Origin of the sequence: Pseudomonas boreofloridensis, from assembly GCF_030580795.1 — a bacterium.
Taxonomy (GTDB): domain Bacteria; phylum Pseudomonadota; class Gammaproteobacteria; order Pseudomonadales; family Pseudomonadaceae; genus Aquipseudomonas; species Aquipseudomonas boreofloridensis.
In genome coordinates this window covers 66,210-89,526 of the sequence record NZ_JAUQOQ010000012.1, presented here as the reverse complement: position 1 = coordinate 89,526, position 23,317 = coordinate 66,210, and the positions used below count along the sequence as shown (strand labels likewise).

Genomic DNA, 23,317 nt, shown 5'->3' with positions numbered 1-23,317 from the left:
TGTAACCGTGGGCGCGGCCTCCTGTTGACCTGTTCCTGGAGCCTTGCACGACCGCTCCCACACACCACCACTGCCCGAGCTCTGCCAGGCGCAACGACACCCCGTTCAGAAGCCCATGCTGAAACTCACCACCACACCGTGGTCGCGGCCCTGATTGGACAATTGCCCCGAATACCCCACGCCCAACTTGCCGCTCTCGCCCACAGCCACGTCGAGGCCAGCCTCCACCACCGCCGCGTTGCGCGCGATCGCCACGCCTTCACTGCCGAAACTCGCACCCCCGCCGATGAAGCGCGACTTGGCCTCGGGCTGGGTATCACCGAAGGCATGTCGCCAACCGACCGAAAGCCGTGGGGTGACCTCACTGCCGTTGTCCAACGTGATGCGCTTACCGACGCGCACACCCACCGTGGAGAAGGTCACGTCCTGATCGACCTTGGCTTTCAAACGCCCCGCCCCGCCCTTCTCCCGCGCACTGTCGCTGTCGTGGTTGACATAGGCCAGTCCGGCGAATGGCTCTACCGCGATACCGCCCGCGTCCAGGGCGTAGCCCACCTCGCCGAACACCTGCGCGGTGCGCGCCTTGTACTTCGCCTTCAGGCGATCGTCGTAAGCGCCCGCCTGCACATCGCGCTTGGTGTCGATGTCATGCCAGGTGTAGCTGGCCCCCAGACGCGCAGCGAAGGCGTCCATCTGGTAACCCAGGTAGGTCGCCAGGTGGTAGCTGTCGACGCTGGCGTCCGAACGGCGGCGCTTCGCATCGATGCTGCTACGGGTGTAGCCCGCCGCGATGCCCACTTTCCACTGATCGTCCAGGGCACGATCGACCCCGAGCATGAAACCGGACAGGTCGCGGTCGACGCTGGCATGGTTGGCGCTGCCGTCGTAGTCGCCCCAGGCGCCAATGGCGCGAATCCAGCCGACCGGCTGACCCTGGCAACCTTCGCTGGTCAATTGCTGATTGGCGGTCGGGGCCAGGGTGCGACGTGGATCGTCGGCACGGCTGCAATCGGCCTGGCGCAGGCGGTCGTTGAGCGCCTCGCGCACGTGGCGGGTGTCCTCGATCAACACCGTGGCGGTGCTGGCGTGGATCTCGCCGGACAGGCTGTCGAACGCCGCCTGTGCCGAAGGCCGGTCCAGCGGCAGGATTTCATCGCGCAGCACGTTCGGCACCCCAGCGCTCTCTAGCGCAGTGGCCACGCCGCGCTGGTTGCCGGACACCGCAACCTCGGCGAGCGAGGTGTCGTTGCGGCTCACCGACAGGGTCACTTGGTTAGTGCCGTAGTCCAGCGAACTGGTGAGGAACGCCGAGTTCATCAGGTTGTTGCTGGCGAACACGCCATTGATACCGCCGTCGGCAGACAACAGCGTGTAGCGACCATTGCCACCGGACAAATTGGCCACGGTGAGGCTGCCGCCCAAGTTGGCGGTGCCGCCCACGTTGAGGTAGTTCACCGGTGCAGTCCCCAGGTCGATGACCAGGTTGCCGTCGCTGGCATTGGTGAAGTCGCCGCTGACATTCAGGTTGCCCGCCGGCCCCGGCAGCACCGTGCCGTGGTTGACCAGGCTGCCTAGCGTGCCATTGCCGGTCAGGCCGGCACCGTTGGCCACGTTCACACGCGCGGCCAGTAGACTGCGCGGGTTGGCGGCATCGCCCACTTGCAGCGTGCCCTGATCGACGTTGAACAGCCCGCTGAAGGGATGATTGCCCAGCAGCAACAGACGACCGAAGCCACGCTTGATGGTGGTGCCGGTGCCGCGCAACACGCCGTTGAAGGTGCCGTCGTTGGCTTGCGCGAACACCAGGTTGGCGTTGTTGGTCAGCGTGCCCTGCAGGCTGCTGGTGTTGCCTAACAGCGTGCCGCCACTGACCAGGGTGCCGCCGGTGTAGCGGTTGGCGCCACTGAGCACCAAGGTGCCGGCATCGAGCTTCTCGATACCGCCGCTGCCCACCAGCGGCACACTGATCTCGGCGCTGGCACCGGCATCGACACGCACTGGCGCCAGGCTGCCGTCGGCGCCATTGACCGGCGTCAGGCTGCCCTCGGCACCCGGCACCAGTTGGTAGCCATCGCTGAGGAATTGCAGGCCGCTGAATGACGGGTTGCCGACCACGGTGACGGTGCCGGGCTGACCACCGAACACGGCGTAGGCATCGCTCCAGGTTTCACCTGTGGTGCCGTTGGCATTGGTCCAGTTGGTGTTCGGCCCCCAGGTGCCACTGCCGCCGCCGATGCTGCCGTCGGGGTTGGTCTGGTTACCGTTCCAGAACTGCACCGGATCACCCGCACGCTGCACCACCAGGTTGATCTGCCGGGCGATGGCGGTCTGCAACGCCAGGTCGCCCAGGGCCACGCTGCCCGGCACGGCGCCGAAGGCCAGGCCGTTGTCGGTCAGCGCCCCGCCGTAGCTGAACAGTCGATAGACGCCGGTTGAGAATCCACCGACATCGGTGACATTCAAGGTGCCGTCGAGCACCAGGTTGCCCTCGACCTTGACCACCGTGCTGGCGGCATCCGGAGCGCCCAAGGCGAAGTCCAGGGTGCTGCCGGACGCCAGTTCGAGCCCGCCCAGGGTCAGCGGCGTGCTGCTCTGTCCGGCCACCAGGCTGGCGCCGTCGGCGAGCCGCACCTGCCCGGCGTAGACGCCACTGCCGCCCAGTCGCGCGCCGCGGGCGACCTGCACCCTGGCGCTGTCCAGGCGACCGTCGACACGCAGGCTGCCGGCATTCACCGAAGTAGTACCGGTCAGGCCATTGTTGCCTGTGAGCAGCAGCTCGCCGCTGCCGTTCTTGCTCAGGGTGCCGCTGCCAGTGAGATTGCCGGTGTAGCGGCCGTCGGCTGCCTGCTCGAAGGTCAACGCGGCATTGTTGAGGATCGCGCCTTGCAGGCTGTTGCTGTTGCCGATCAGGCTGCCGCCGTTGATCTGGGTGCCGCCGCTGTACACGTTGCTACCGGTGAGGGTGAGTGGCGCAGCGCCGTTCTTGATCAGGCCGCCCTCGCCGCTGACGCTACCCGCCAAGGTCAGCGCCGCGCTGCCGCCGAGGGTCAAGGCGCCTTCGAGCAGCACGGTATTGGCCAGGCTGACCGCCGTGTTGCTGTCCAGCAGGGTGCCCGCTGCGGCGGTAAGCAGGCCACTGCCCAGGGCGCCGTCGTTGCCCACCACCAAAGCGCCGCGATTGAGCGCGGTGCCGCCGCTGTAGCCGTTGGCCGTATTGAGCACCAGCGTGCCGCCATCCTGCTTGGCCAGAAGACCGGTGCCGTTGATCGGCACGCCGACCGTGGCGGTGGCGCCGCTGTCGACGCGCACGTTGGTGGTGCCGCTGGTCTGCAGTTCACCCGTGCCCGCGCTTTGCAGCGAATAGCCGTCGGTCATGAACTGCAGGCCGGTGATCGCCTGGCTGCCATCGAGGGTGACGGTGCCCGCCGGGCCTTGGAACACGGCGAAAGTGCTGTTCCAGGCGTTGTTGACCGCGCCGTTGGCATCGGTCCAGTTGCGGCTGACGGCGTCCCAGGTGCCGTTGCCGCCGTCGATCTGGCCATTGCCGGTGATGTCGGTGCCATCCCAGAACAGCACGTTGCTGGCACCGCCCACCACCAGGTTGACCTGGTTGGGCACGCTCGCTTGCAGCGCCACCTGAACATCGGGCAGCGGCGTGCTGCCGATGCTGATGCCGTTGTCAGTGAAGGCGCCGCCATACAGGAACAGCCGATGCACGCCGGCACCGAAGCCGCCGATGTCGACCACGTTCAGCGTGCCATGCAGGGTGAGGTCGTTGGCCACCTGGACCAGCGGCTGACCGTCAGGGTCCGGTGCCCCGAGCTGCGCCGTCACCACCGCATCAGGCTCCAGGCTCAGGCTGCCCACTTGCAAGGTCGAGCCGGTCACGGTGGACAGCGTCGCCCCATTGCTCACCGACACCGCGCCACCGAGGTTGCCGCTGCCCGACAGGGTCGCGCCACTGGCCACGGTCACGTTGCCGCTGTCCAGCGAGCCGTCCACTTGCAGTTCGCCGGCTTGCACGTTGGTATCGCCCACATGGGTGTTGACGCGGGTGAGTGCCAGGCGACGCACGCTCAGTTTGTTCAGGGTGCCGGTGCCGCTGATCTGGCCATCGAATACACCGCCCTGCACGTTCAAGCTGTTGCCCTGGGCGATCTGGATCGCCCCGGTGCCGCCGATGTCGCCCAGGGTAGTGCTGCCGTCGAGGTTGAGCCGGGCGCCGCTGCTGACATTGAGCGCGCTCTGAGTGCCGAGGGCGGTGGTGCCCAGGGTACTGAGGCTGCCGGAGAGGATGTTGAGGATACCGCTGAAGGTGTTGTTGCCCGACAGGGTCAGGTCGGCGGCGCCGTTCTTGTTCAGCACGCCGTTGCCGCTGAGCACGCCGGCCAGTTGCAGATCGTTGCTGCCTTCGACGTCGAGCGTACCGCTGACGTTGACCGGATTGGCCAGTCTGACCGCTTGGCTGCTGTCCAGGCTGGCCGCACCGGTGACGTCCAGTGAGCCGGTGCCGAGGGCGGCATCGTTACCCACCACCAGGGTGCCGCTGCGCAGTTCGGTGCCGCCGCTGAAGCGGTTGGCGCCCAGCAGGCTGAAACGCGCGAAGCCGGCCTTGAACACACGCCCCGCGCCGCTGACCGGACCGCCCAGGGCCAGGTCGTTGCCGCCGAGCACGGTGAGGTCGCCGGCCAGGTTGACGGCGTTGGCCAGCGTGACCGCCTGACTGCTGTCCAGGCTCGTGCCGTCAGCCGTGCTCAGCACGCCGCTGCCCAGCGCAGTGTCGGCGCCCACCACCAAGGTGCCGCCTTGCAGCGAGGTGCCACCGGCATAGCGGTTGTCGCCGGAGAGCGCCAGCGCCGCATCGCCCGCCTTGACCAGGCTGCCGGCCCCGGCGACGGTGCCGCTCAGGGTCAAGTCATTGCTACCGGCCACGGTGAGTGGCCCGGTCAGGTTGATTGCGTTGCCGATGTTCACCGCTTGATTGGCATCCAGCGTGGTACCGGCGACGGTATCCAGCGCACCGCTGCCCAACGCCGAGTCGCTGCCCAGCACCAGCATGCCGCCACCGAGCTGGGTGCCGCCGCTGTAGCGGTTGCTGCCACCGAGCACCAGGGTGCCGCTGTCGAGTTTGGTCAGCCTGCCGCTGCCCACCAGCGGCAGGTCGAGCGTCGCCGTCACGCCGCGATCCACCCGCACCGGCGTGTCACCGCGTTCGCCGTCGATCAGCTCCAACTGACCGGCGCTGCCGTCGATCACGCGGTAACCGTCGGCAGCGAACTGCAGGCCGGTGACGCGCTGGTTGCCTTCGACACTGACATCGCCCGACGTGCCCTGGAACACCGCGAAGGTGTCGCCCCAGGTGCTGTTGACGGTGCCGTCGAAGTCGGTCCAGTTGGTCGTGCTCGCGTTCCACACCCCGGCCCCGCCTTCGATCTGGCCGCTGGCTTGGGTCTGGCTGCCGTTCCAGAACAGGATGTTCAAGCCGCTGCCGCTGACCAGCAGGTTGACCTGATTGACCAGCGCGGTCTGTAGCGCCAGGTTACCCAGCGCCACGCCCAGCGGCAGGTTGCCGAAGGCCAGGCCGTTGTCGGTGAGCACGCCGCCGTAGTCGAACAGCCGGTACACACCGTTGCCGAAGCCGCCGATGTCGCTGATGTTCAGCGTACCGCCCAAGGTCAGGTCCCCGCCCACGGCGAACAGCGCCGCGCTGTTGATGCTCGGCGTGGCCAGCCCGACATCGACGTTGGCCGCGTTGTCCAGCACCAGTGAGCCAAGGCCCAGGGTGCTGCCGCTGTTGCCGATCAAGCGCCCGCTCGCACCGATGCCGACCGGCGCCGCAACCGTGCCGCTGCCGCTCAAGCTGGCGCCGCTGGCAACGTTAAGCCCGGCGCTGGATAGCGTGCCATCGACCTGCAAGGTGCCGCCATTGACCTGGGTGTTGCCGCCCAAGGCGCTGACGCCACTCAGGATCAGCCGCCCATTACCGACCTTGGCCAGGCTGCCGAGCCCGTTCAGCGCCCCGGCGAACGCCGTGTCGAGATCATTGCTGCCAAGGCTCAGGGTGGCGCCGCTGCCGAGGTTGGCCTGACCACTGCCACTCAGCGCGCCGAGGCTGGCGTCGCCGTTGAGGTTCAACTGCCCACCGGCAGCGAGGTCCAGAGTGCCGACATTGGCCAACACGCCGTTGCCCTGTGTGGTGAGCGAACCGGCCTGCACGGCGACGTTGCCGGTGAACGTCTTGCCGCCCACCAGGGTCACGTCGTCGGCGCCAGTCTTGATCAGGTTGCCGGTGCCGCTCAGGTCGCCCGTGAGGACCAGCGCGTTGTCGGCATCGAGCGTGAGCGTGGCGCCATTGCTCAGGGCGACAAGACTGCCCAGGGTCAGCGGCGCTGCAGTGCCGAGCGTGGCATCACCGGTCACGACCAGAGGCCCGCTGCCCAGCGCGCCACCATTGCCGAGGGTCAGGCGCCCGGCTTCGAGCTGAGTGCCGCCTTGGTAGCCATTGCTGGCGGAGAGGGTCAGGTTGCCGTCGCCTTGCTTGACCAGGGCGCCGGCGCCGTTTACCACGCCATTCAAGGTCAGGTCGTTGCTGCCCACGACGCTCAGGTCGGCATCGAGTGCCACATCGTTGGCCAGTGTGGTGGCGGCGCTACCACTGCTCAAGATCGAAGCGCCGGCGACGGTGAGACCGCCCAGGCCCAAGGCACTGTCGTCGCCGACCACCAACTGGCCGGCGCCCAGCGTGGTGCCCCCCAGATACGTATTGGCGCCGTTGAGGATCAGGGTGCTGGCACCCGACTTGTTCAGACCGCCGGCGCCGTCGATCACACCGTTCAAGGTGAAGTCGGCAGAGCCTGGCAGGGTGAGTACGCCACCCACTGTCAGGTTGTTGGCCAGACGAGTGTCGGTGTTGGCATCGAGCGCGGTGCCGTCGGCCGCGATCAGCGACCCGCTGCCCAGGGCGCTGTCGTTGCCGACGATCAGCGTGCCACCGTTGAGTTGGGTGGCGCCCCCGAAGGTGTTGGCGCCTGCGAGGGTCAGGCTGGCGCCGCCATTCTTGACCAGCGCACCGCCACCTGCGATCACGCCGTCGAGCACCAGATCCTGCGCGCCACCGAGGGTCAGGTTACCGCTGGTCAGGTTGATCGCATTGCTCACCGTCAGCGCCTGGCTGATGTCCAGCACGGCATCGTCGAGCACGCTCAACGCACCGCTGCCCAAGGCATTGGCGGTGCCCAGCAACAGGCTGCCGGCTTGCAGCAGCGTGCCGCCGGTGAAGCGGTTATCGCCCGCGAGTTGCAGTTGCCCGCTGCCCTGCTTGGTGAGGGTGCCGTCACCGCTGATCGCGCCCGACAGGGCCAGGTCCTGGCCGACGTCGAGGGTCAGGTTGGCGCCACCGGCCAGGCCGATGGCATTGGCGATTTGCAGCGCGGTGGTGCCGGACAGCGTGCCGTCGCCGATGACCGACAACGCACCGTTGCCCAACGCTGCATCGTCGCCCAGCGTCAGGCTGCCCGCGCCGAGGACCGCGCCACCGTCGAAGGTGTTGGCGCCCGCAAGGGTGAGGTTGCCCGGTCCGGCCTTGCTCAGGCCGCCGAGGCCAGTGATCGGCCCGGAGAGACTGAGGTCGTTGCTGCCGAGGAGCGCCAGCGTGCCCGCCAGGTTGACGGCGTTGTCGAGGTTGACGGCCACGCGGCTGTCGAGCTGAGTGCCGTCGGCGGTGTTCAGTGCACCCAGGCCGAGCGCCGTGTCGCTCTCCAGCAGCAGGGTGCCGCCGGCCAGGTTGGTATCGCCTTGATAGGTATTGCCGCCGCCCAGGGTCAAGGTGCCGCTTCCAGTCTTGGTCAGGCCGCCTGCGCCGCCGACGCTGCCGTTGAGCGCCAGGTCCTGCGCGCTGACCAAGGTCAGATCGCCCAGCAGTTCGAGGGTGTTGGCCAGGTTCACTTGAGCAGTCGCCGACAGGGTGGTGCCCGCCGCTGCCGTGAGCGTACCGCTGCCCAGCGCGGCATCACTGCCGACCTGCAGCGTGCCCGCGTCCAGACGCGTGCCGCCCTGATAGCTGTTGCTCCCGGAAAGGACGAGCGAGCCGCTGCCATTCTTGATCAGCCCAGCGCTGCCACTGAGCGTGCCATCCAGACGCAGGTCGCCCGTGCCGGGCAAGGTCAGGTTGGCGTTGAGGGTCACTGCGTTGGCCAGTGCGATCTGGCCAGGCGCCACGAGGCTGGACGCACCGCCCACGGTCAGGCTACCGCTGCCCAGCGCCAGATCGCTGCCCACCACGAGGCTACCGGCATTCAAGGTGGTGCCGCCGCTGTAGCGGTTGGCGTTGCCGAGGGTCAGCGTGCCAGCGCCATTCTTGACCAGGCTGCCGGCGCCCTGGATCACGCCGACCAGGCCAAGGTCGGCGCTGCCGTCCAAGGTCAGCGCGCCGCCGAGAGCGAAGTCGTTGCCAAGGGTGACCGCCGTGCGGCTGTCCAGCGCCGTGCCGCCTGCGGTCGTGACCGCGCCGCCACCGAGCGCGCGGTCGTTGCCGAGCACGATCCGGCCGCCTTGCAGCAAGGTGCCACCGGTGTAGCTGTTGACCCCGCCGAGCACCAGCGTGCCGCGGTCGAGCTTGGCCAGTCGGCCGCTGCCCGAAAGATCGACTTCCAGCGTGGCGTTCACGCCGGGATCGACCCGCACGGCGAACGCGCCGTTGGCGGCGTTGACCAGCTCCAGCCCGCCGCTGCCGATCAGGCGGTAGCCATCGGTGACGAACTGCATGCCGCTGGCCGCTTGGGTACCGACCAGGGTGACTTCGCCCGCTGCGCCCTGGAACACCGCGAACTCGCCGCCCCAGGCACTGTTGAGCGTACCGGCGAGGTTGGTCCAGTTGCCGGTGCTGACGTCCCAGGTGCCGCTGCCGCCGTCGATGGAACCGTTGGCCAGCGTCTCGAGACCGTCCCAGAACTGCACGCCACCAGCCGCGCCGCCGACCAACAGGTTGACTTGCGCGCCGACCGACGTCTGCACTTGCAGGTCGCTCGGCATCACGCTGCCGGGCAAGGTGCCCAAGGCCAGGCCGTTGTCGAGCAGTGCGCCGGTGTAGTCGAACAGGCGGTAGATACCGGTGCCGAACCCGCCAAGGTCGGTGACGTTGAGGGTGCCGTCTAGGGTGAGGTTGCCGTTGACGCTGACCAGTGCGTTGCTGCCGCTGACCGGCGCGCCGAGGCCGAAATCGAGGATCGAACCGCTGTGCAGGGTCAGCGCGCCGGTGCTCAGGGTGCTGCCGCTGTTGGCCAGCAGGTGCGCGCCATCGGCAATATCCACCGCGCCCGGCAGGCTGCCGCCACCACCGAGGCTGGCGCCCGCATTGACCTGCACGGAGACGCTGGCCAGCGAGCCGGTGACCTCAAGCAGCCCGGCGTTGACCGTGGTGGCGCCGGTCAGCCCGTTACTGCCGGTGAGTTGCAGGGTGCCGGGGCCTTGCTTGATCAGCCCGCCGCTGCCGCTCAAGGCGCCGCTGAAGAGGCTGTCCAGGCCATTGCCACCGACGCTCAGGTCGCTGCCCGCACCGAGGTTGACTGCTCCCGCTCCGTTGAGCCCACCCACGGCCGTGCTGGCGCCGAGCGCGAGACTGGCGCCGGCACCGACGTTCACCGCCGAGGCGTTGCCCAGTGCCGTCGCCGTTGCACTGGTGAGGGTGCCGCCGAGCAGATCGACCACGCCAGTGAAGCTATTGTTGCCGCTGAGGGTGAGGTTGGCTGGACCATTCTTGACCAGACCGCCGCTGCCGCTGATGGCGCCTGCCAGGCCGAGGTCGTTGCTGCCGCCCAAGGTCAGGTCGGCATTGAGCGTAATGGCGTTGCCCAGTGTGAGCGACGTGCTGTTGTCCAGGCGCGTCGCACCGGCAACGTTGAGGGCACCGCTGCCCAAGGCGGCGCCGTTGCCCACCACCAGAGCCCCGGCATTGAGCGTGGTGCCGCCAGCGTAGCTGTTCGCGCCGTTCAAGGTGAGCGTGGTCGCGCCGTTCTTGATCAACTGCCCTGCCCCGCTGATCACACCGGACAGGTCCAGGGCATTGCTGCCAGCGAGGGTAAGGTCGGCATTCAGCGCGATGTCGTTGCCCAGGTTGAGCGCCGCTGCGGTATCCAGCGTGGCCGTGCCGCCGACGTTCAATGCGCCACTGCCCATGGCGCTGGCGTTGTCCAAAAGCAAGGTTCCGGCATTGAGCAGCGTGCCGCCGATGAAGGTGTTCGGTGCGCCGAGCGCGAGGGTGCCGACACCGTTCTTGACCAGGCGACCGGTACCGTCGATCACACCGTCCAGACGCAGGTCGTTGCTGCCGAGCAGGGTCAGGTCGGCGTCGAGGGTGACCGCGTTGGCGACCGACAGCGCCACCGTGTTATCCAGGCTTCCAGCCCCGGTGACGGTCAAATTGCCGAGCCCCAACGCGTCGCCATTGCCCAGCACCAAGCCACCCGCTGCGAGGGTGGTGCCGCCCAGGTAAACGTTGGGGCCGGACAGGGTCAAGGTCGCAGCGCCCTGCTTGAGCAGGCTGCCGGCGCCACTGACCAGGCCGGCAAAGCCGAGGTCGGCGCTGCCATCGACGGTCAGGGCTCCGCCGAGGTTGACGGCATTGCCGAGGTTGACCGCCGTGCGGGTATCCAGGCGAGTGCCCGCGGCGGTATTGAGCACACCGCTGCCCAACGCGGCATCGTTGCCGAGCACGAGGCGCCCGGCATTGAGGTTGGTGGCGCCGACCTGGGTGTTGGCACCGTTGAGGGTCAGGGTGCTGGCGCCATTTTGGGTCAAGCCGCCCGCGCCGCTCAGGAGGCCGTTCAGGACAAGGTCGTTGCGGCCGGTCAGGTTCAGGTTGCCGCCCAGGTTCAGCGAATTGCTGAGGTTCAGCCCGGCCACCGTGCTGTCCAAGGTGGTGCCGGCCGCGGCGTTGAGGGCGCCGCTGCCCAGGGCGGCGGCACTGCCGAGCACCAGGGTGCCGGTGTTGAGCGTGGTGGCGCCAGTGTGGGCATTGACGCCACTGAGGGTAAGGGCGCCAGCGCCGTTCTTGACCAGGCCGCCGGCCCCGCTCAGGGTGCCGGCCAAGGTCAGGTCGTTGCTGCCGGTCAAGGCCAAGTTAGCGTCGAGGTTGACGTTGTTGCTCACGCTCAGCGCGGTGCTGTTGGCCAGGGTGGCGGCGCCGCCGACGGTGAGCGCGCCGCTGCCCAGGGCGGCGGCACTGGCCAAGGTCAGGGTGCCCGTGTTGAGCGTCAGACCGCCGCTGAAGGTGTTGCTGCCGCCGAGGGTGAGGTTGGCGGCGCCATTCTTGATCAACGCCCCGGTGCCGGCGATCGTCCCGTCCAGGCGCAGGTCGTTGCTGCCCGCCACGTTCAAAGTGTTGCTGCCCAGATCGACAGCGTTGGCCACACTGAGCGCTGCGCTGGCATCGAGACCGGCGTTGCCGCCAAGGGTCAATGCGCCCGTGCCCAGGGCGGTACTGCTGCCCAAGGTCAGCACACCGGCGTTGAGCGTGGTGCCACCGCTATAGCTGTTGTTGCCGTTGAGCGTCAGGCCGGCCGCGCCATTCTTGACCAGCGCCCCGCTGCCGCCGATGGCGCCACCGAGGGTCACAGCGTTGCTGCCGACGAGCGCGAGCGTGTTGCTCCCGAGGTTGATCGCATTGCTCAGGTTCAGTGCGGCGCTGGTGTCGAGCTGTGTGCTGGCCCCGAGGTTCAGCGCGCCGCCGCCCAGCGCAGTGCTGTTGCCCAGAATCAACGCGCCGCCATTGACGCTGGTGCCGCCGCTGAAGCTGTTGTTGCCGTTGAGGGTCAGGTTGGCCGCACCGTTTTTCACCAACGCGCCCGTGCCGCTGATCACGCCGCCCAAGGTGGTGGCGCTGGAACCGGCGAGCGCGAGTGTGCTGGCGCCGAGGTTGATGGCGTTGGCCAGGCTCACCGCCGCACCGGCGTCGAGCACCAGGCTCGCCCCCAGGTTCAGGGCGCCGCTGCCCAAGGCACTGCCGTTGCCCAGGGTCAACGCGCCGCCATTGACGGTGGTGCCGCCGCTGAAGCTGTTGTTGCCGTTGAGGGTCAGGTTGGCCGCACCGTTCTTGACCAGCCCACCGGTTCCAGCGATAGCGCCCGTGAGGGTCATGGCGTTGCTGCCAGGCAGGGTCAGGGTGTTGCCGGCCAGGTTGATCGCGGTGCCGAGGCTGATGGCAGTGCTGGCATCCAACGCCGCGTTACCGGTCAGGCCCAACGCACCACTGCCCAAGGCACCTGCGTTGCCCAACACCAGCGTGCCTGCGCCGAGGGTGGTGCCACCGGTGTAGGTGTTGCTGGCGTTGAGGGTCAGGCTGGCGCTGCCGCTTTTGACCAGCGCTCCCGTTCCGCTTACCGTGCCACCCAAGGTGACGGCGTTGGCGCCGGTCACGTTGAGTGCGGCGCCGTTGAGTTGCATGGCATTGGCCAGCACCAGCGGCGCGCTGCCCTGCAATCGGGACGCGCCGGTCACGTTCAGCGCACCGCCGCCCAGGCTCGCCGCGCTGCCCAGTTCGAGGCCTCCAGCGGTCAGGTTGATGCCGCCGCTGAAGGTGTTGTTACCGCTCAGCGTCAGCAGGCTGGCACCGCTCTTGATCAGCGCACCGCTACCTGACAGGACGCCGTTGAGACCCAGGGGGTTGCTGCCGGAAACCGTCAGGCCATTGCTGCCCAGGATCAGCGCATTGCTCAGGTTCACGCCAGCGCCGCCGCTTTGCAGTGCCCCGCCGTTGGCGGTGATCGCGCCGGAACCGAAGGCCGCGGAGTCGTCGACGCTGACCAGCCCGCCGTTGAGCGTGGTCGAACTGCTGCCGGTCAGCAGCGGCCCACCGAGGGTCCAGGTGCCGCTGTCGACGATCAGGCGGTTGAAGTTGACGTAGGTGCCCGCCGCGATCGTGCCACTGCCGGCCGTACCGCTGCCGCCGCCCACGGCGTTCTGCAATGCGAGGGTGTTGTTGCCGCCGGCGCCGCCATCGACCGTGCCGGTGGCGGCGAACGACAGGTTGGGATTGCTGACTACCAGCAATTGCAGGCCGGCGCCGCCGCCTTTGTTGACGCTGGAGCCGGTGATGGCGTTGAAACGGTTGGTCGAGCCGGCACCCATCGACAGGCTGCCGTTGAGGGTGCCGACGTTGGTGAAGGTGTTGCCGCTGCTGGAAGCCTGGAACGCCGCGCGACCGGTGATGGTGCCGGTGTTGGTCATGTTCACCGTGCCGCCGCCGCTGACGGCGACCACGGGCGTGTCTTCGCTGAGCACGCTGACGCTGAGTGCCGAAGAGCCGATGATCCCCGCATTGCTGATCACGGTGCTCCCGCCTGCACCGTTGGTGACCTCCAGCGCCGCGCCGTTGAGATTGGCCAGGTTGACGTCGAGAACGCCCCCGGTGCCTCTGAGCACGCCGGTGGCCAGGTTGTTGATCACCAGGGTGCTGGGGTTGGCATTGCCGATGCGCGTGCTGGTGCTCAGCAGGCTGACTGCGCCCAGTAGCGAAGGGTCAATCGTGCCGGCGTTGTTCAGCGTGATGTTGCTGCCGGACAGATTCAACGCCGTGCCGAGCAGGCCAAGCGCAACACCCAGGCTGGCGCCCTGCTGAACGTTGACCGTGAGATTGTTCGCGCTGCTGGCATAGGCCGGGGCCAGTGGACTGAGCGCGCCGGTGCAGGTGACCACGCCCCCACTGAGGCTACAAGCGGCCAGTGCCGACTGGCTGGTCAGACCGAACAGCAATCCGCCGACGGTGAGGCTTACGGCCAATGACAGGTGCGAGAGACGAGCGGGCGAAACGGCGATGAGACTTCTGTCCACGGAGAGCTCCTTCGTGGATCAGCTGATTCAGTCCTTGAATGCGTGCACAGCGCTGTTGCCGGTTGATTTCACACGCGCGACGAAACACCTGACCCTGGCGACAAATTTCCTTGTTGGGGAATGTGTGGTCGCAGAACAGGCAGTCAGGCGCGGCACAGGGACGGTCAAATCGGGTTAATACTTTGTCTAGGCAGCCCGGATTACGCGGGCTGCAGCGATTTCAAAAGTGGATCCAAGCGACGAACGGTGGTGTTCCGAGAGCGGATCAGGCCACCTCGGCCCCCTCGTCCGGCCAGTGCGGCTCGTTGGCGCCGGGCGGCGTCAGCGGTGGCAGACCGTAGGCGGCACGGGCCGCGTCGCAGCTCGGATTGTGCGTGCCATGCTCCCAGGACGCCTCGAATTCGCGGCACGGGCTGGAGCGTTGTTCGTAGAGCGTGCAGCCCACTGTGTTGCCGATTTCCCCCTCCAGACCGATGCAGCGGCAGGGTTTGGCATCGGTGCCGATCATCGCCACGCGGGTGGGGTTGATTTGCACCACCAGATCGTCGGGCACCGACCCGCCCGAGGATTGGCATTCACCCCAGAAGAAGGACACACGAAAGTAGCCGCAGCAAGCGCCGCAGGTCAGGCAAGGATTCTGTTCGGACATGATGGCCAGAAAGGGAGGTTATGGGGAGCGAGCGGACGCCCGCGCCGCCATTTGTAATCCAACCCCACGCCCCTGAACAGAGGCCCACGCAAAAAAAACCAGCCGCTGGTCGCGCCAGGCGCTAAGCGCCAGCTACAAGCTACAAGCTACAAGCTACAAGCTAGATCGCGGTGGCACTGACAACGCAGTTCTATCTTGCAGCTTGCCGCTTGCCGCTTGCCGCTTGCAGCTGCGGCTTGCCGCGTGCCGCTTACTTCCCGGCGCGGAACATGTGGCGGATGCCGCGGATGGCCTGGCGGATGCGGTCCTGGTTTTCGATCAGGGCAAAACGTACATGATCGTCGCCATACTCCCCGAAACCGATACCAGGGGACACGCAGACCTTGGCCTCGGCCAGCAGCTTCTTGGCGAATTCCAGCGAGCCCAGGTGTGCGTAGGCTTCCGGGATCTTGGCCCAGACGTACATCGAAGCCTTGGGGTTTTCCACCATCCAGCCCAGCTCATGCAGGCCCTTGACCAGCAGGTTGCGACGCTGGCGGTACTGCTCGGCGATGTCCCGCACGCATTGCTGATCGCCTTCCAGGGCAGCGATCGCCGCCACTTGCAGCGGCGTGAAGGTGCCGTAGTCGTGGTAACTCTTGATGCGCGCCAGGGCATTGACCAGCTCGGGATTACCCACCATGAAGCCGATCCGCCAGCCGGCCATGTTGTAGCTCTTGGACAGGGTGAAGAACTCCACCGCGATGTCCTTGGCCCCGGGGACCTGCATGATCGATGGCGCCTTCCAGCCGTCGTAGACGATGTCGGCATAGGCCAGGTCGTGAACCACCAGCACGTCGTACTGCTTGGCCAGGGCCACCACACGCTCGAAGAAGTCCAGCTCCACGCACTGCGCGGTGGGATTGGACGGGAAGCCCAGGATCATCATCTTCGGCTTGGGGATCGATTCGCGAATCGCCCGCTCCAGCTCATTGAAGAAGTCCACGCCCGGCACCAGCGGCACCGAACGCACCTGGGCGCCGGCAATCACGGCACCGTAGATGTGGATCGGGTAGCTGGGGTTGGGTACCAGCACCGTATCGCCCTGGTCGAGGGTGGCGAGCATCAGGTGCGCCAGGCCTTCTTTCGAGCCGATGGTGACGATGGCTTCGCTGTCCGGATCGATCTCGACCTCGTAGCGTTCGCGGTACCAGTTGGAAATGGCCCGGCGCAGGCGCGGAATGCCGCGTGAGGTGGAGTAACCGTGAGTGTCTTCGCGCTGGGCGACCTGTACCAGCTTCTGCACGATGTGCGGCGGGGTGGCGCCGTCGGGGTTGCCCATGCTCAGGTCGATGATGTCCTCGCCACGGCGACGGGCAGCCATCTTGAGTTCGGCAGTGATGTTGAAGACGTAGGGGGGTAGACGATCGATGCGCGCAAAGCGGCGCGGCGAACCGGAGTTGGCCATGATTTCCTCGAAGACGTAAGCGCCCGGAACCGTCCGAGCGACGTTGGCCACTGCGGTGGCCGAGGCAGACGATAAGCGCAGCGGTAATGTTTTGTAAAGTGAGGGCTGCCGAAGGCAACCCTCCCGCCCGATGATTCAGTGCAGCGACTGGTAGCTGTCGCAGGTCAGTTGCTGCAGGCCCAACCCTTCCTTGGTCTGCATGCCCTCGTTGGCCACCTTGCTGAACTCGGTCGGGTTCAGGCCATGATGAACGATGCGCTCCTGCTGGCTACCTTCGGTGATTGCCGTGTAGGACTGTTGACGCAGCGCCAGGTACTGGCTGTCGGCAGCGGCCATGGCCTGGTGGCAGGTCTCCAGCGCCTGGTCATCGAGCCCCTGGCATTTGTCCAACGCGGTGCCCCAGCGCTTGAGGCAGGTTTCGGCGAAATGCCGGACGATCATGCCCGGCTCGGGCAGCACCTTGCCTGCACTGGCGCCGTCGGCGGAGGCATTGCCCACCAGAGTGGCATGCCGGCCGGGGAGCGGGAAGATGCTCATGCGCGTGCCGAACGCGGTCACCGGCACCACGCAGGCGAAGCCCTTGGAGCGTTCGTCACGGGCGTAGAAACCGACATACTCCTTCACGTTCGCGCCCAACTGCACGCGATCAGCCTGGATGTTCCCCACACCCGGGACAGGATCAATGGCGAAGATGTTGACCGGTACGTCGCGCAGTTGCGGATCTGCAACCATGGCATTGGCCAGCATATGGCAACTGATCCCGCCACGGCTCCAGCCCACCAGATTGACCACGCTGGGAATCAATGGCTTGCGCATCTGCTTGATCAACTGTTCCTGCAACGCCTGCGGGGTCACGGCACGCTCGCCGTAATCGTAGGTGCGCCAGAACCACGAACCTGCGGCAGAGGCGTCGGGAATCGGAATGCCGGCCTGCTTGAGATGCTCGTATTGCTGCTCGGTCAGTTTGGTCCGTGCCCAGTTGCTCTTGCCCTTGATGACCTGCAACGCATGTTGCACATTTTCGTTCCAGCCTGTGCCGAACAGGGTGCCTGTCACCTTGAGGTGGTCGCCGTCATCGACGAACAAGGCATCGTCCTGCAGATTGCCACTGCCCGGACCATCGACCGCGATCCAGTCGACGAACTCTCTGCCGCCGGTATGGCTGGCCAGGGTGGCGATCAGTTCGCCGTTCCAGAAATTGGGATTACGGTCATCGAAGCGATGGGAGCCGGTGCCGCAGAAGTACACGGTGAACGCACTCATCTCGGTGCCTCCAGAAGGTTGGGGCATCGAAACTATGCGGTACGACCGTAGGCCAGCAGTCGGAAAATCTGCCGGGTTTCGGGCGCACCATGAAAAAACCCGGCGCTAGGCCGGGTTTTCAGTGAAGCGTGAAGCGGTTTCAGCGAGCGTAGGTCATCAGCACATCGGTCGCGGTCTGGCTGTCCACCGACATCATCAGGCTCAAGGCCATGACGGTGAGGATGGAGAAGCCGAACACTTTGCGCGCCCACTTGCTGTCGTCTTCGGCCTTGTAACCACCCCAAGCCATGTACAGCCAGTACAGGCCCATGGCAGCGGCGACGGCCAGGTAAGCCAGGCCAGCATAGCCACCGAGGGTGAGCATGACGGTGGCGAGCACGAAGGCCAGCACGTACAGCACGATCTGCTTCTTCGCTGCCAGGATACCGCGGGCCACCGGCAGGACCGGAATGTTGGCCGCGCTGTAGTCCTTGAAGCGGAAGATGGCGATGGCGAAGCTGTGCGGCATCTGCCACAGGCTGAACATCACCAGCAGCGTGACCGCTGCCAGGTCGAAGCTGTTGCTCACGGCGCAATAGCCGATTACCGGAGGCATGGCACCGGACAGGCTGCCAACCAAGGTGCCGTGCACCGATTTACGCTTGAGCCACAGGCTGTAGAAGCCCACGTAGACCACGAAGCCGATCAGCGCGCAGTACGCCGACAGCGGGTTGGCCTGGACGTACAGCAGGCTGAAACCCGCCACCCCGAGCAGGGTGGCGTAGATCAGCGCGAGGGGCAGCGACATGCCGCCCTGGACCATGACGCGGTTCTTGGTACGTTCCATCTTCTGGTCGATGTCACGGTCGATGCAGTTGTTGAACACGCAACCGGATGCGACCACCAGCGAAGTACCGACCACCACGGCCAGGAACAGGGCGAAGTCCACATGGCCCTTCGCGGCAAGGAAGAAACCGCCCGCCACGGAAAGCACGTTACCGAAAATGATCCCCGGTTTGGTGATTTGGATAAAGTGCTTCACGGACATGCAGTCTTACCTCACTTGGCCAGCATTTCGAAGTGGATGCTGAACATGATCCACAGCGACAAGCCGACCAGCAGTGCGATCACCAGGGTGGTGAACAGGAACGTCGACACGTTGGAGCTCTGCTCTTTCGAGCGATCCATGTGCAGGAAGTACACCAGGTGGACGACCACCTGGATAACGGCCATGGCGACGATGACCAGCACGGTCAGGTTCTTCGGCAGCATCGGCGACATCGCCAGCGCGAACGGAATCGCGGTGAGGATGATCGAGAGGACGAAGCCGATCATGTACGACTTCACGCTGCCGTGGTTGCCTTCGTGATGAGTGTCGTGTGCGTTAGCCATTACAGAACCCCCAGCAGGTAGACGACGGTGAATACGCAGATCCAGACCACGTCCAGGAAGTGCCAGAACAGGCTCAGGCAGCTCATGCGGGTCTTGGCGGTCGGCGTGATGCCCTTGGTCTGGATCTGGTACATCAGGATCGCCATCCAGATCAGGCCCGAGGTCACGTGCAGACCGTGGGTGCCGACCAGGGCGAAGAAGCCCGAGAGGAAACCACTGCGCTGCGGGCCGTAGCCCTCCATGATCAGGTGATGGAACTCATAGATTTCCATCGCGATGAAGCCTGCACCGAACAGGAAGGTCACTGCCAACCAGCCCAGTACACCTGCCTTGTTGCCGGCGAACATCTTCAGCATGGCGAAGCCGAAAGTGATCGAGGACAGCAGCAGGAACGCCGTTTCGACCAGCACGAAGTCGAGCTGGAAGATGTCATGACCCGACGGGCCGCCGGCAAAACTGCCGGACAGCACCGCGTAGGTGGCGAAGAGCGACGCAAACAGGATGCAGTCGGTCATCAGGTACAGCCAGAAACCGAAGACGGTCATCTGGCCCGAGTCGTGGTGGTGATCGTCGTGCCCATGGTCATGGCCATGGGCGTCACCGTGAATTACTTGACTGGACATTGATTACACCCGTTCAAACGTTTTCGACACGTGCGCCACCGGTAGGCACACCGGCAAGCTGCAGGGCCCGTTGGCGTTCACCTTCGATGCGCGCCACTTCTTCGGCAGGCACCATGTAGCCCTGGTCGTCACGCGCAGCGTGGCGAACGAAGACCGCGATGGTCGCTACCAGGCTCAGGCCTACCAGCCACCAGATGTGCCAGATGAAGGCGAAGCCGAACACGGTCAGGAACATACCCATGAACAGACCGGTAGAGGTGTTGCTCGGCATGTGGATCGCTTCGTACTTGGCTGGCGCCTTGTAGGCGACACCGGCGTCCTTGGCTTCTTGCCAGGCATCCAGACCGACTTTCTCGGGCATGTGGGCGAAGTTGTAGAACGGTGGTGGCGACGAAGTCGACCATTCCAGGGTACGGCCGCCCCATGGGTCGCCGGTCACGTCCATGTTCTGCTTGCGATCGCGGATCGACACGTAGAGCTGGATCAGCTGGCAGGCGATACCGAACAGGATCAGCACGGCACCGACCACGGCGACGTACAGGTAGGGTTCCCACAGCGGGTTGTCGGAGTGGTTCAGACGACGGGTCATGCCCATGAAGCCCAGGGCGTACAGCGGCATGAAGGCGACGTAGAAGCCCGAGATCCAGAACCAGAAGGCCGCCTTGCCCCACTTCTCGTTGAGGGTGAAGCCGAAGGCTTTCGGGAACCAGAAGGCGAAGCCGGCGATGTAGCCGAACACCGCACCACCGATGATCACGTTGTGGAAGTGGGCGATCACGAACAGGCTGTTGTGCAGCACGAAGTCAGCACCCGGAACGGCCAGCAGAACGCCGGTCATGCCACCGATGGAGAAGGTGACCATGAAACCCAGGGTCCAGAGAATCGGCGGGGTGAAGCGCAGACGGCCCTGGTAGATGGTGAACAGCCAGTTGAACAGCTTCACACCGGTCGGGATGGAGATCAGCATCGTCGCCAGGCCGAAGAAGGTGTTGACGCTGGCGCCGGCACCCATGGTGAAGAAGTGGTGCAGCCAGACCGCGAAGCCCAGGATGGCGATCGCACCCGATGCGTAGATCATCGCGTGGTGGCCGAACAGGCGCTTGCTGGCGAAGGTCGAGGTCACTTCCGAGAACACGCCGAAGGCCGGCAGGATCAGGATGTACACCTCGGGGTGACCCCAGGCCCAGAACAGGTTGACGTACATCATCGGGTTCCCACCAAGCTCGTTGGTGAAGATGTGGAAGTCCAGATAACGGTCAACGGTCAGCAGGGCCAGTGCAGCGGTCAGGATCGGGAAGGAAGCGACGATCAGCACGTTGGCCCAGGTGCAGGTCCAGGTGAAAATCGGCATATCCATCAGCTTCATGCCAGGTGCACGCATCTTCAGGACGGTGACCAGGAAGTTCACGCCCGTCAATGTCGTGCCTAGACCTGATAGCTGTAGCGCCCAGATATAGTAATCGACCCCCACGCCAGGGCTGTACTGGATACCCGCAAGCGGCGGATAGGCCACCCAGCCGGTCTTGGCGAATTCGCCGACGCCCAGCGAGATGTTCACCAGCAGCACGCCCGCCAGCAGCAGGTAGAAGCTCAGGGAGTTCAGGAACGGGAAGGCAACGTCACGTGCACCGATCTGCAGAGGCAGGGCCAGGTTCATCAGGCCGGTGAAGAACGGCATCGCCATGAAGATGATCATGATCACACCGTGGGCGGTGAAGATCTGGTCATAGTGTTCAGGCGGCAGGTAGCCTTCGGAGCCGCCGGTGGCGACGGCCAGCTGGGTACGCATCATGATGGCGTCGGCAAAGCCGCGCAGCAGCATGACCATCGCGACGATGATGTACATCACCCCGATCTTCTTGTGGTCGACCGTGGTCAGCCACTCGGTCCACAGGTAGGACCACTTGCGGAAATAGGTGATGGCACCAACGACGGCGATACCACCGAGCGCGATCATGGCAAGCGTCACCATGACTATCGGCTCGTGATAGGGTATCGCCTCCAGGCTTAATTTACCGAACATCTCTTACTCCTCTGCACCGGCAGCTGGTTGCATACTCGATTCCACACCCTTGGTAGTGGCCAGGTCTTTGCTGCCTGCTTCTTCATGGCTCGGACGACCGCGGTTCATGCCTTCGTACTTGTCGACGATGAGCTGGAACGTGTCAGGCGAAGCCTCGCTGTACAGCGCGACTGGGTTGTTTTCGCTTGGTTTGGCCAAGGCGTCGTATTCGGCCTTGTCCAGCTTCTTCGGCGACGCCTTCACTTGCGCGACCCAGGCATCGAAGTCGGCTTGCGAGGTGGCGGTTGCCTTGAATTTCATACCGGTGAAGCCCGCACCGCTGTAGTTCGCCGAGATACCGTCGAACTCGCCATTTTCGTTGGCGATCAGGTGCAGCTTGGTGGTCATGCCGGCCATCGCGTAGATCTGGCCACCCAGGCCAGGGATGAAGAACGAGTTCATCACGGCGTCGGAGGTCACGCGGAAGTTGACCGGGGTGTTGGCCGGGAAGACGATCTTGTTGACCGTGGCGATGCCTTGCTCCGGATAGATGAACAGCCATTTCCAGTCCAGGGCCACCACGTCGATCTGCACCGGTTTCACATCGGAATCCAGTGGACGGTAGGGGTCCAGTTTATGGGTGGACTTGTAGGTGACGTAGCCCAGCACGATGATGATCAGGATCGGGATGATCCACACCGCCGCCTCGATCTTGGTCGAGTGCGACCAGTCAGGCGTGTAGGTGGCCGCCGTGTTGGAAGCACGGTACTTCCAGGCGAAGACCAGGGTCATGATGATGACCGGGATCACCACCAGCAGCATCAGGCCGATCGCGATCAGGATCAGGTTCTTTTGCTCAATGCCGACCTGGCCCTTGGGGTCGAGCAGGGTCCAGTTGCACCCACTGAGTAAAAGCATGCCTAAAAAGGGCAATATGCCAAACAGTCTGGGGTAACGCTTTTTACTCATCTCACGACCTCTAGATCAGCTTGCTTCAATGCAATGTGTTTTGTTCGCCAACACTTCGTCCTGCCCAGCGTTAGCATTTTTAAGCCCGAACTCCCTCCGGCCTGTGATCCGACTGCAGGATCTGGGCGTTGGAAGTATGGTCGAGCTTGGGGTTTTTCGTAGGCTAAAGGCCTGTACTTCAGACCAAGTCCATTTGGTGCGGAAAACGCGGAGGGGTGTCCGCCCGGATCGCCGTTGGGCGAAACTTGTCGAAGTCAGCAAAAGGAGCGCTGGGGCTTCCTTCAATCCTGCGACTTGCAAGCAGTGCCGAACGGAAATTGGGGGCGATTGTAGATAGGTAGCCCCCCCTTTACTATGACTTATTGAGCAACAGTCCTTTACTGAATCGGTAACAATCAGCGCTCAAAAATCAACTTCGCGACAGTTTGTCGCACCCTCGGCTGTAGACCCGAAACCCGCATGCTGCAAGGGCTGGAACTTGATCTACATCAGCCGAGGACAGGTTTTCGATACCGATTAAGCTGCGCAATGGGCCTGCGTCATACAAGGACTTTTGTCTAAGCCCGACGGCGATTTCGGTAGATCCCCAGTGGCACCAGGAGGGCAGTGAGGACGAAGGCCACCAGCGCCCATTGCGCCAGCGACAGCCCCAGGATCGGCGGGTAGGGCGTGGTGCAGAAACCATCGACCTGGAACGCCAGCGGCCAGACCTGCGCCAGTGGCAGGTCGTCGACGATCGGTTGCAGCACATCGACGCCACAGCTGACGGCGGGGTTGGCGAGTATATACACATGGTTGCCGGCCGCAACGATTCCGCCAATGGCGCTGAGCACCACCAACGCTTCGAAGAAGGTCAGGCTGCGCCGCCCCGGCATGGCGGCTGCGATGAACGCGAACAGGGCGATCAACAGCAAGGCGTAGCGCTGCAGGATGCACAGCGGGCACGGTGCTTCGCCCAGCACCACCTGCATATAAAGAGCGCCGCCGATCAACGACAGGCAGATCAGCCCCAGCAGTACCAGAAAGCGCCGTTCCCGATTCAGGCGCAGGTTGTGTTCGTTCATGACCGGTTCCTTCGTTGGAGAGTTGCAGGCCTGCTGCCCTATGGCCCATGCCCAAAGCCCGCCAGTCTACACGGCGCGGGCACCCGGCGATGGATGAAAAGGTGA

The 23,317-nt window shown here is 65.1% G+C and carries 10 protein-coding genes; all 10 read right to left on the bottom strand.

Annotated elements, in window-relative coordinates; all coding sequences use genetic code 11:
- Nucleotides 1–105: 105 nt before the first annotated feature.
- The 10 genes from Q6A47_RS15580 to Q6A47_RS15535 all read right to left on the bottom strand — a co-directional run bounded on the left by Q6A47_RS15580 (nucleotide 106) and on the right by Q6A47_RS15535 (nucleotide 23,212).
- A complete protein-coding gene (locus tag Q6A47_RS15580) occupies nucleotides 106–13,824 on the bottom strand; it encodes an autotransporter-associated beta strand repeat-containing protein (RefSeq protein WP_304484734.1) in 13,719 nt (4,572 codons plus the stop codon).
- Nucleotides 13,825–14,089: 265 nt separating this feature from the next.
- Nucleotides 14,090–14,473 carry a YkgJ family cysteine cluster protein gene (locus Q6A47_RS15575; RefSeq protein WP_029613082.1) on the bottom strand — a complete coding sequence of 128 codons (384 nt, stop codon included), beginning with the start codon at nucleotides 14,471–14,473 and terminating at the stop codon, nucleotides 14,090–14,092.
- A gap of 250 nt (nucleotides 14,474–14,723) precedes the next feature.
- Nucleotides 14,724–15,920, bottom strand: coding sequence for an alanine transaminase (gene alaC / locus Q6A47_RS15570; protein ID WP_029613083.1), 1,197 nt, complete (start codon nucleotides 15,918–15,920; stop codon nucleotides 14,724–14,726).
- Between the two features lie 135 nt (nucleotides 15,921–16,055).
- Nucleotides 16,056–17,183: a hypothetical protein gene (locus Q6A47_RS15565; protein WP_304484733.1), complete on the bottom strand. Its 1,128-nt coding sequence runs from the start codon at nucleotides 17,181–17,183 to the stop codon at nucleotides 16,056–16,058.
- 139 nt (nucleotides 17,184–17,322) lie between these two features.
- Nucleotides 17,323–18,210: a heme o synthase gene (gene cyoE, locus Q6A47_RS15560; protein ID WP_039575376.1), complete on the bottom strand. Its 888-nt coding sequence runs from the start codon at nucleotides 18,208–18,210 to the stop codon at nucleotides 17,323–17,325.
- 11 nt (nucleotides 18,211–18,221) lie between these two features.
- On the bottom strand, nucleotides 18,222–18,554 hold the full coding sequence (cyoD, locus tag Q6A47_RS15555; protein WP_029613086.1) for a cytochrome o ubiquinol oxidase subunit IV: 333 nt from the start codon (nucleotides 18,552–18,554) through the stop codon (nucleotides 18,222–18,224).
- A complete protein-coding gene (gene cyoC / locus Q6A47_RS15550) occupies nucleotides 18,554–19,177 on the bottom strand; it encodes a cytochrome o ubiquinol oxidase subunit III (protein WP_029613087.1) in 624 nt (207 codons plus the stop codon). Before cyoC ends, cyoD begins: the two co-directional genes overlap by 1 nt.
- A 13-nt stretch (nucleotides 19,178–19,190) precedes the next feature.
- Nucleotides 19,191–21,200, bottom strand: coding sequence for a cytochrome o ubiquinol oxidase subunit I (cyoB, locus tag Q6A47_RS15545; protein WP_029613088.1), 2,010 nt, complete (start codon nucleotides 21,198–21,200; stop codon nucleotides 19,191–19,193).
- Between the two features lie 3 nt (nucleotides 21,201–21,203).
- Entirely contained in the window at nucleotides 21,204–22,148 is a 945-nt protein-coding gene (gene cyoA / locus Q6A47_RS15540) for a ubiquinol oxidase subunit II (protein ID WP_039575374.1), read from the bottom strand.
- Between the two features lie 557 nt (nucleotides 22,149–22,705).
- Nucleotides 22,706–23,212 (bottom strand): disulfide bond formation protein B, encoded by a 507-nt coding sequence (locus Q6A47_RS15535; protein WP_304484732.1) that lies wholly within the window; start codon nucleotides 23,210–23,212, stop codon nucleotides 22,706–22,708.
- Nucleotides 23,213–23,317 lie beyond the last annotated feature (105 nt).

Coding starts and splice junctions, on each gene's coding strand:
- Q6A47_RS15575 (WP_029613082.1), bottom strand. CDS start 14,473: ATGTCCGAACAGAATCCTTGCCTGACCTGCGGCGCTTGCTGCGGCTAC.
- alaC (WP_029613083.1), bottom strand. CDS start 15,920: ATGGCCAACTCCGGTTCGCCGCGCCGCTTTGCGCGCATCGATCGTCTA.
- Q6A47_RS15565 (WP_304484733.1), bottom strand. CDS start 17,183: ATGAGTGCGTTCACCGTGTACTTCTGCGGCACCGGCTCCCATCGCTTC.
- cyoE (WP_039575376.1), bottom strand. CDS start 18,210: ATGTCCGTGAAGCACTTTATCCAAATCACCAAACCGGGGATCATTTTC.
- cyoD (WP_029613086.1), bottom strand. CDS start 18,554: ATGGCTAACGCACACGACACTCATCACGAAGGCAACCACGGCAGCGTG.
- cyoC (WP_029613087.1), bottom strand. CDS start 19,177: ATGTCCAGTCAAGTAATTCACGGTGACGCCCATGGCCATGACCATGGG.
- cyoB (WP_029613088.1), bottom strand. CDS start 21,200: ATGTTCGGTAAATTAAGCCTGGAGGCGATACCCTATCACGAGCCGATA.
- cyoA (WP_039575374.1), bottom strand. CDS start 22,148: ATGAGTAAAAAGCGTTACCCCAGACTGTTTGGCATATTGCCCTTTTTA.
- Q6A47_RS15535 (WP_304484732.1), bottom strand. CDS start 23,212: ATGAACGAACACAACCTGCGCCTGAATCGGGAACGGCGCTTTCTGGTA.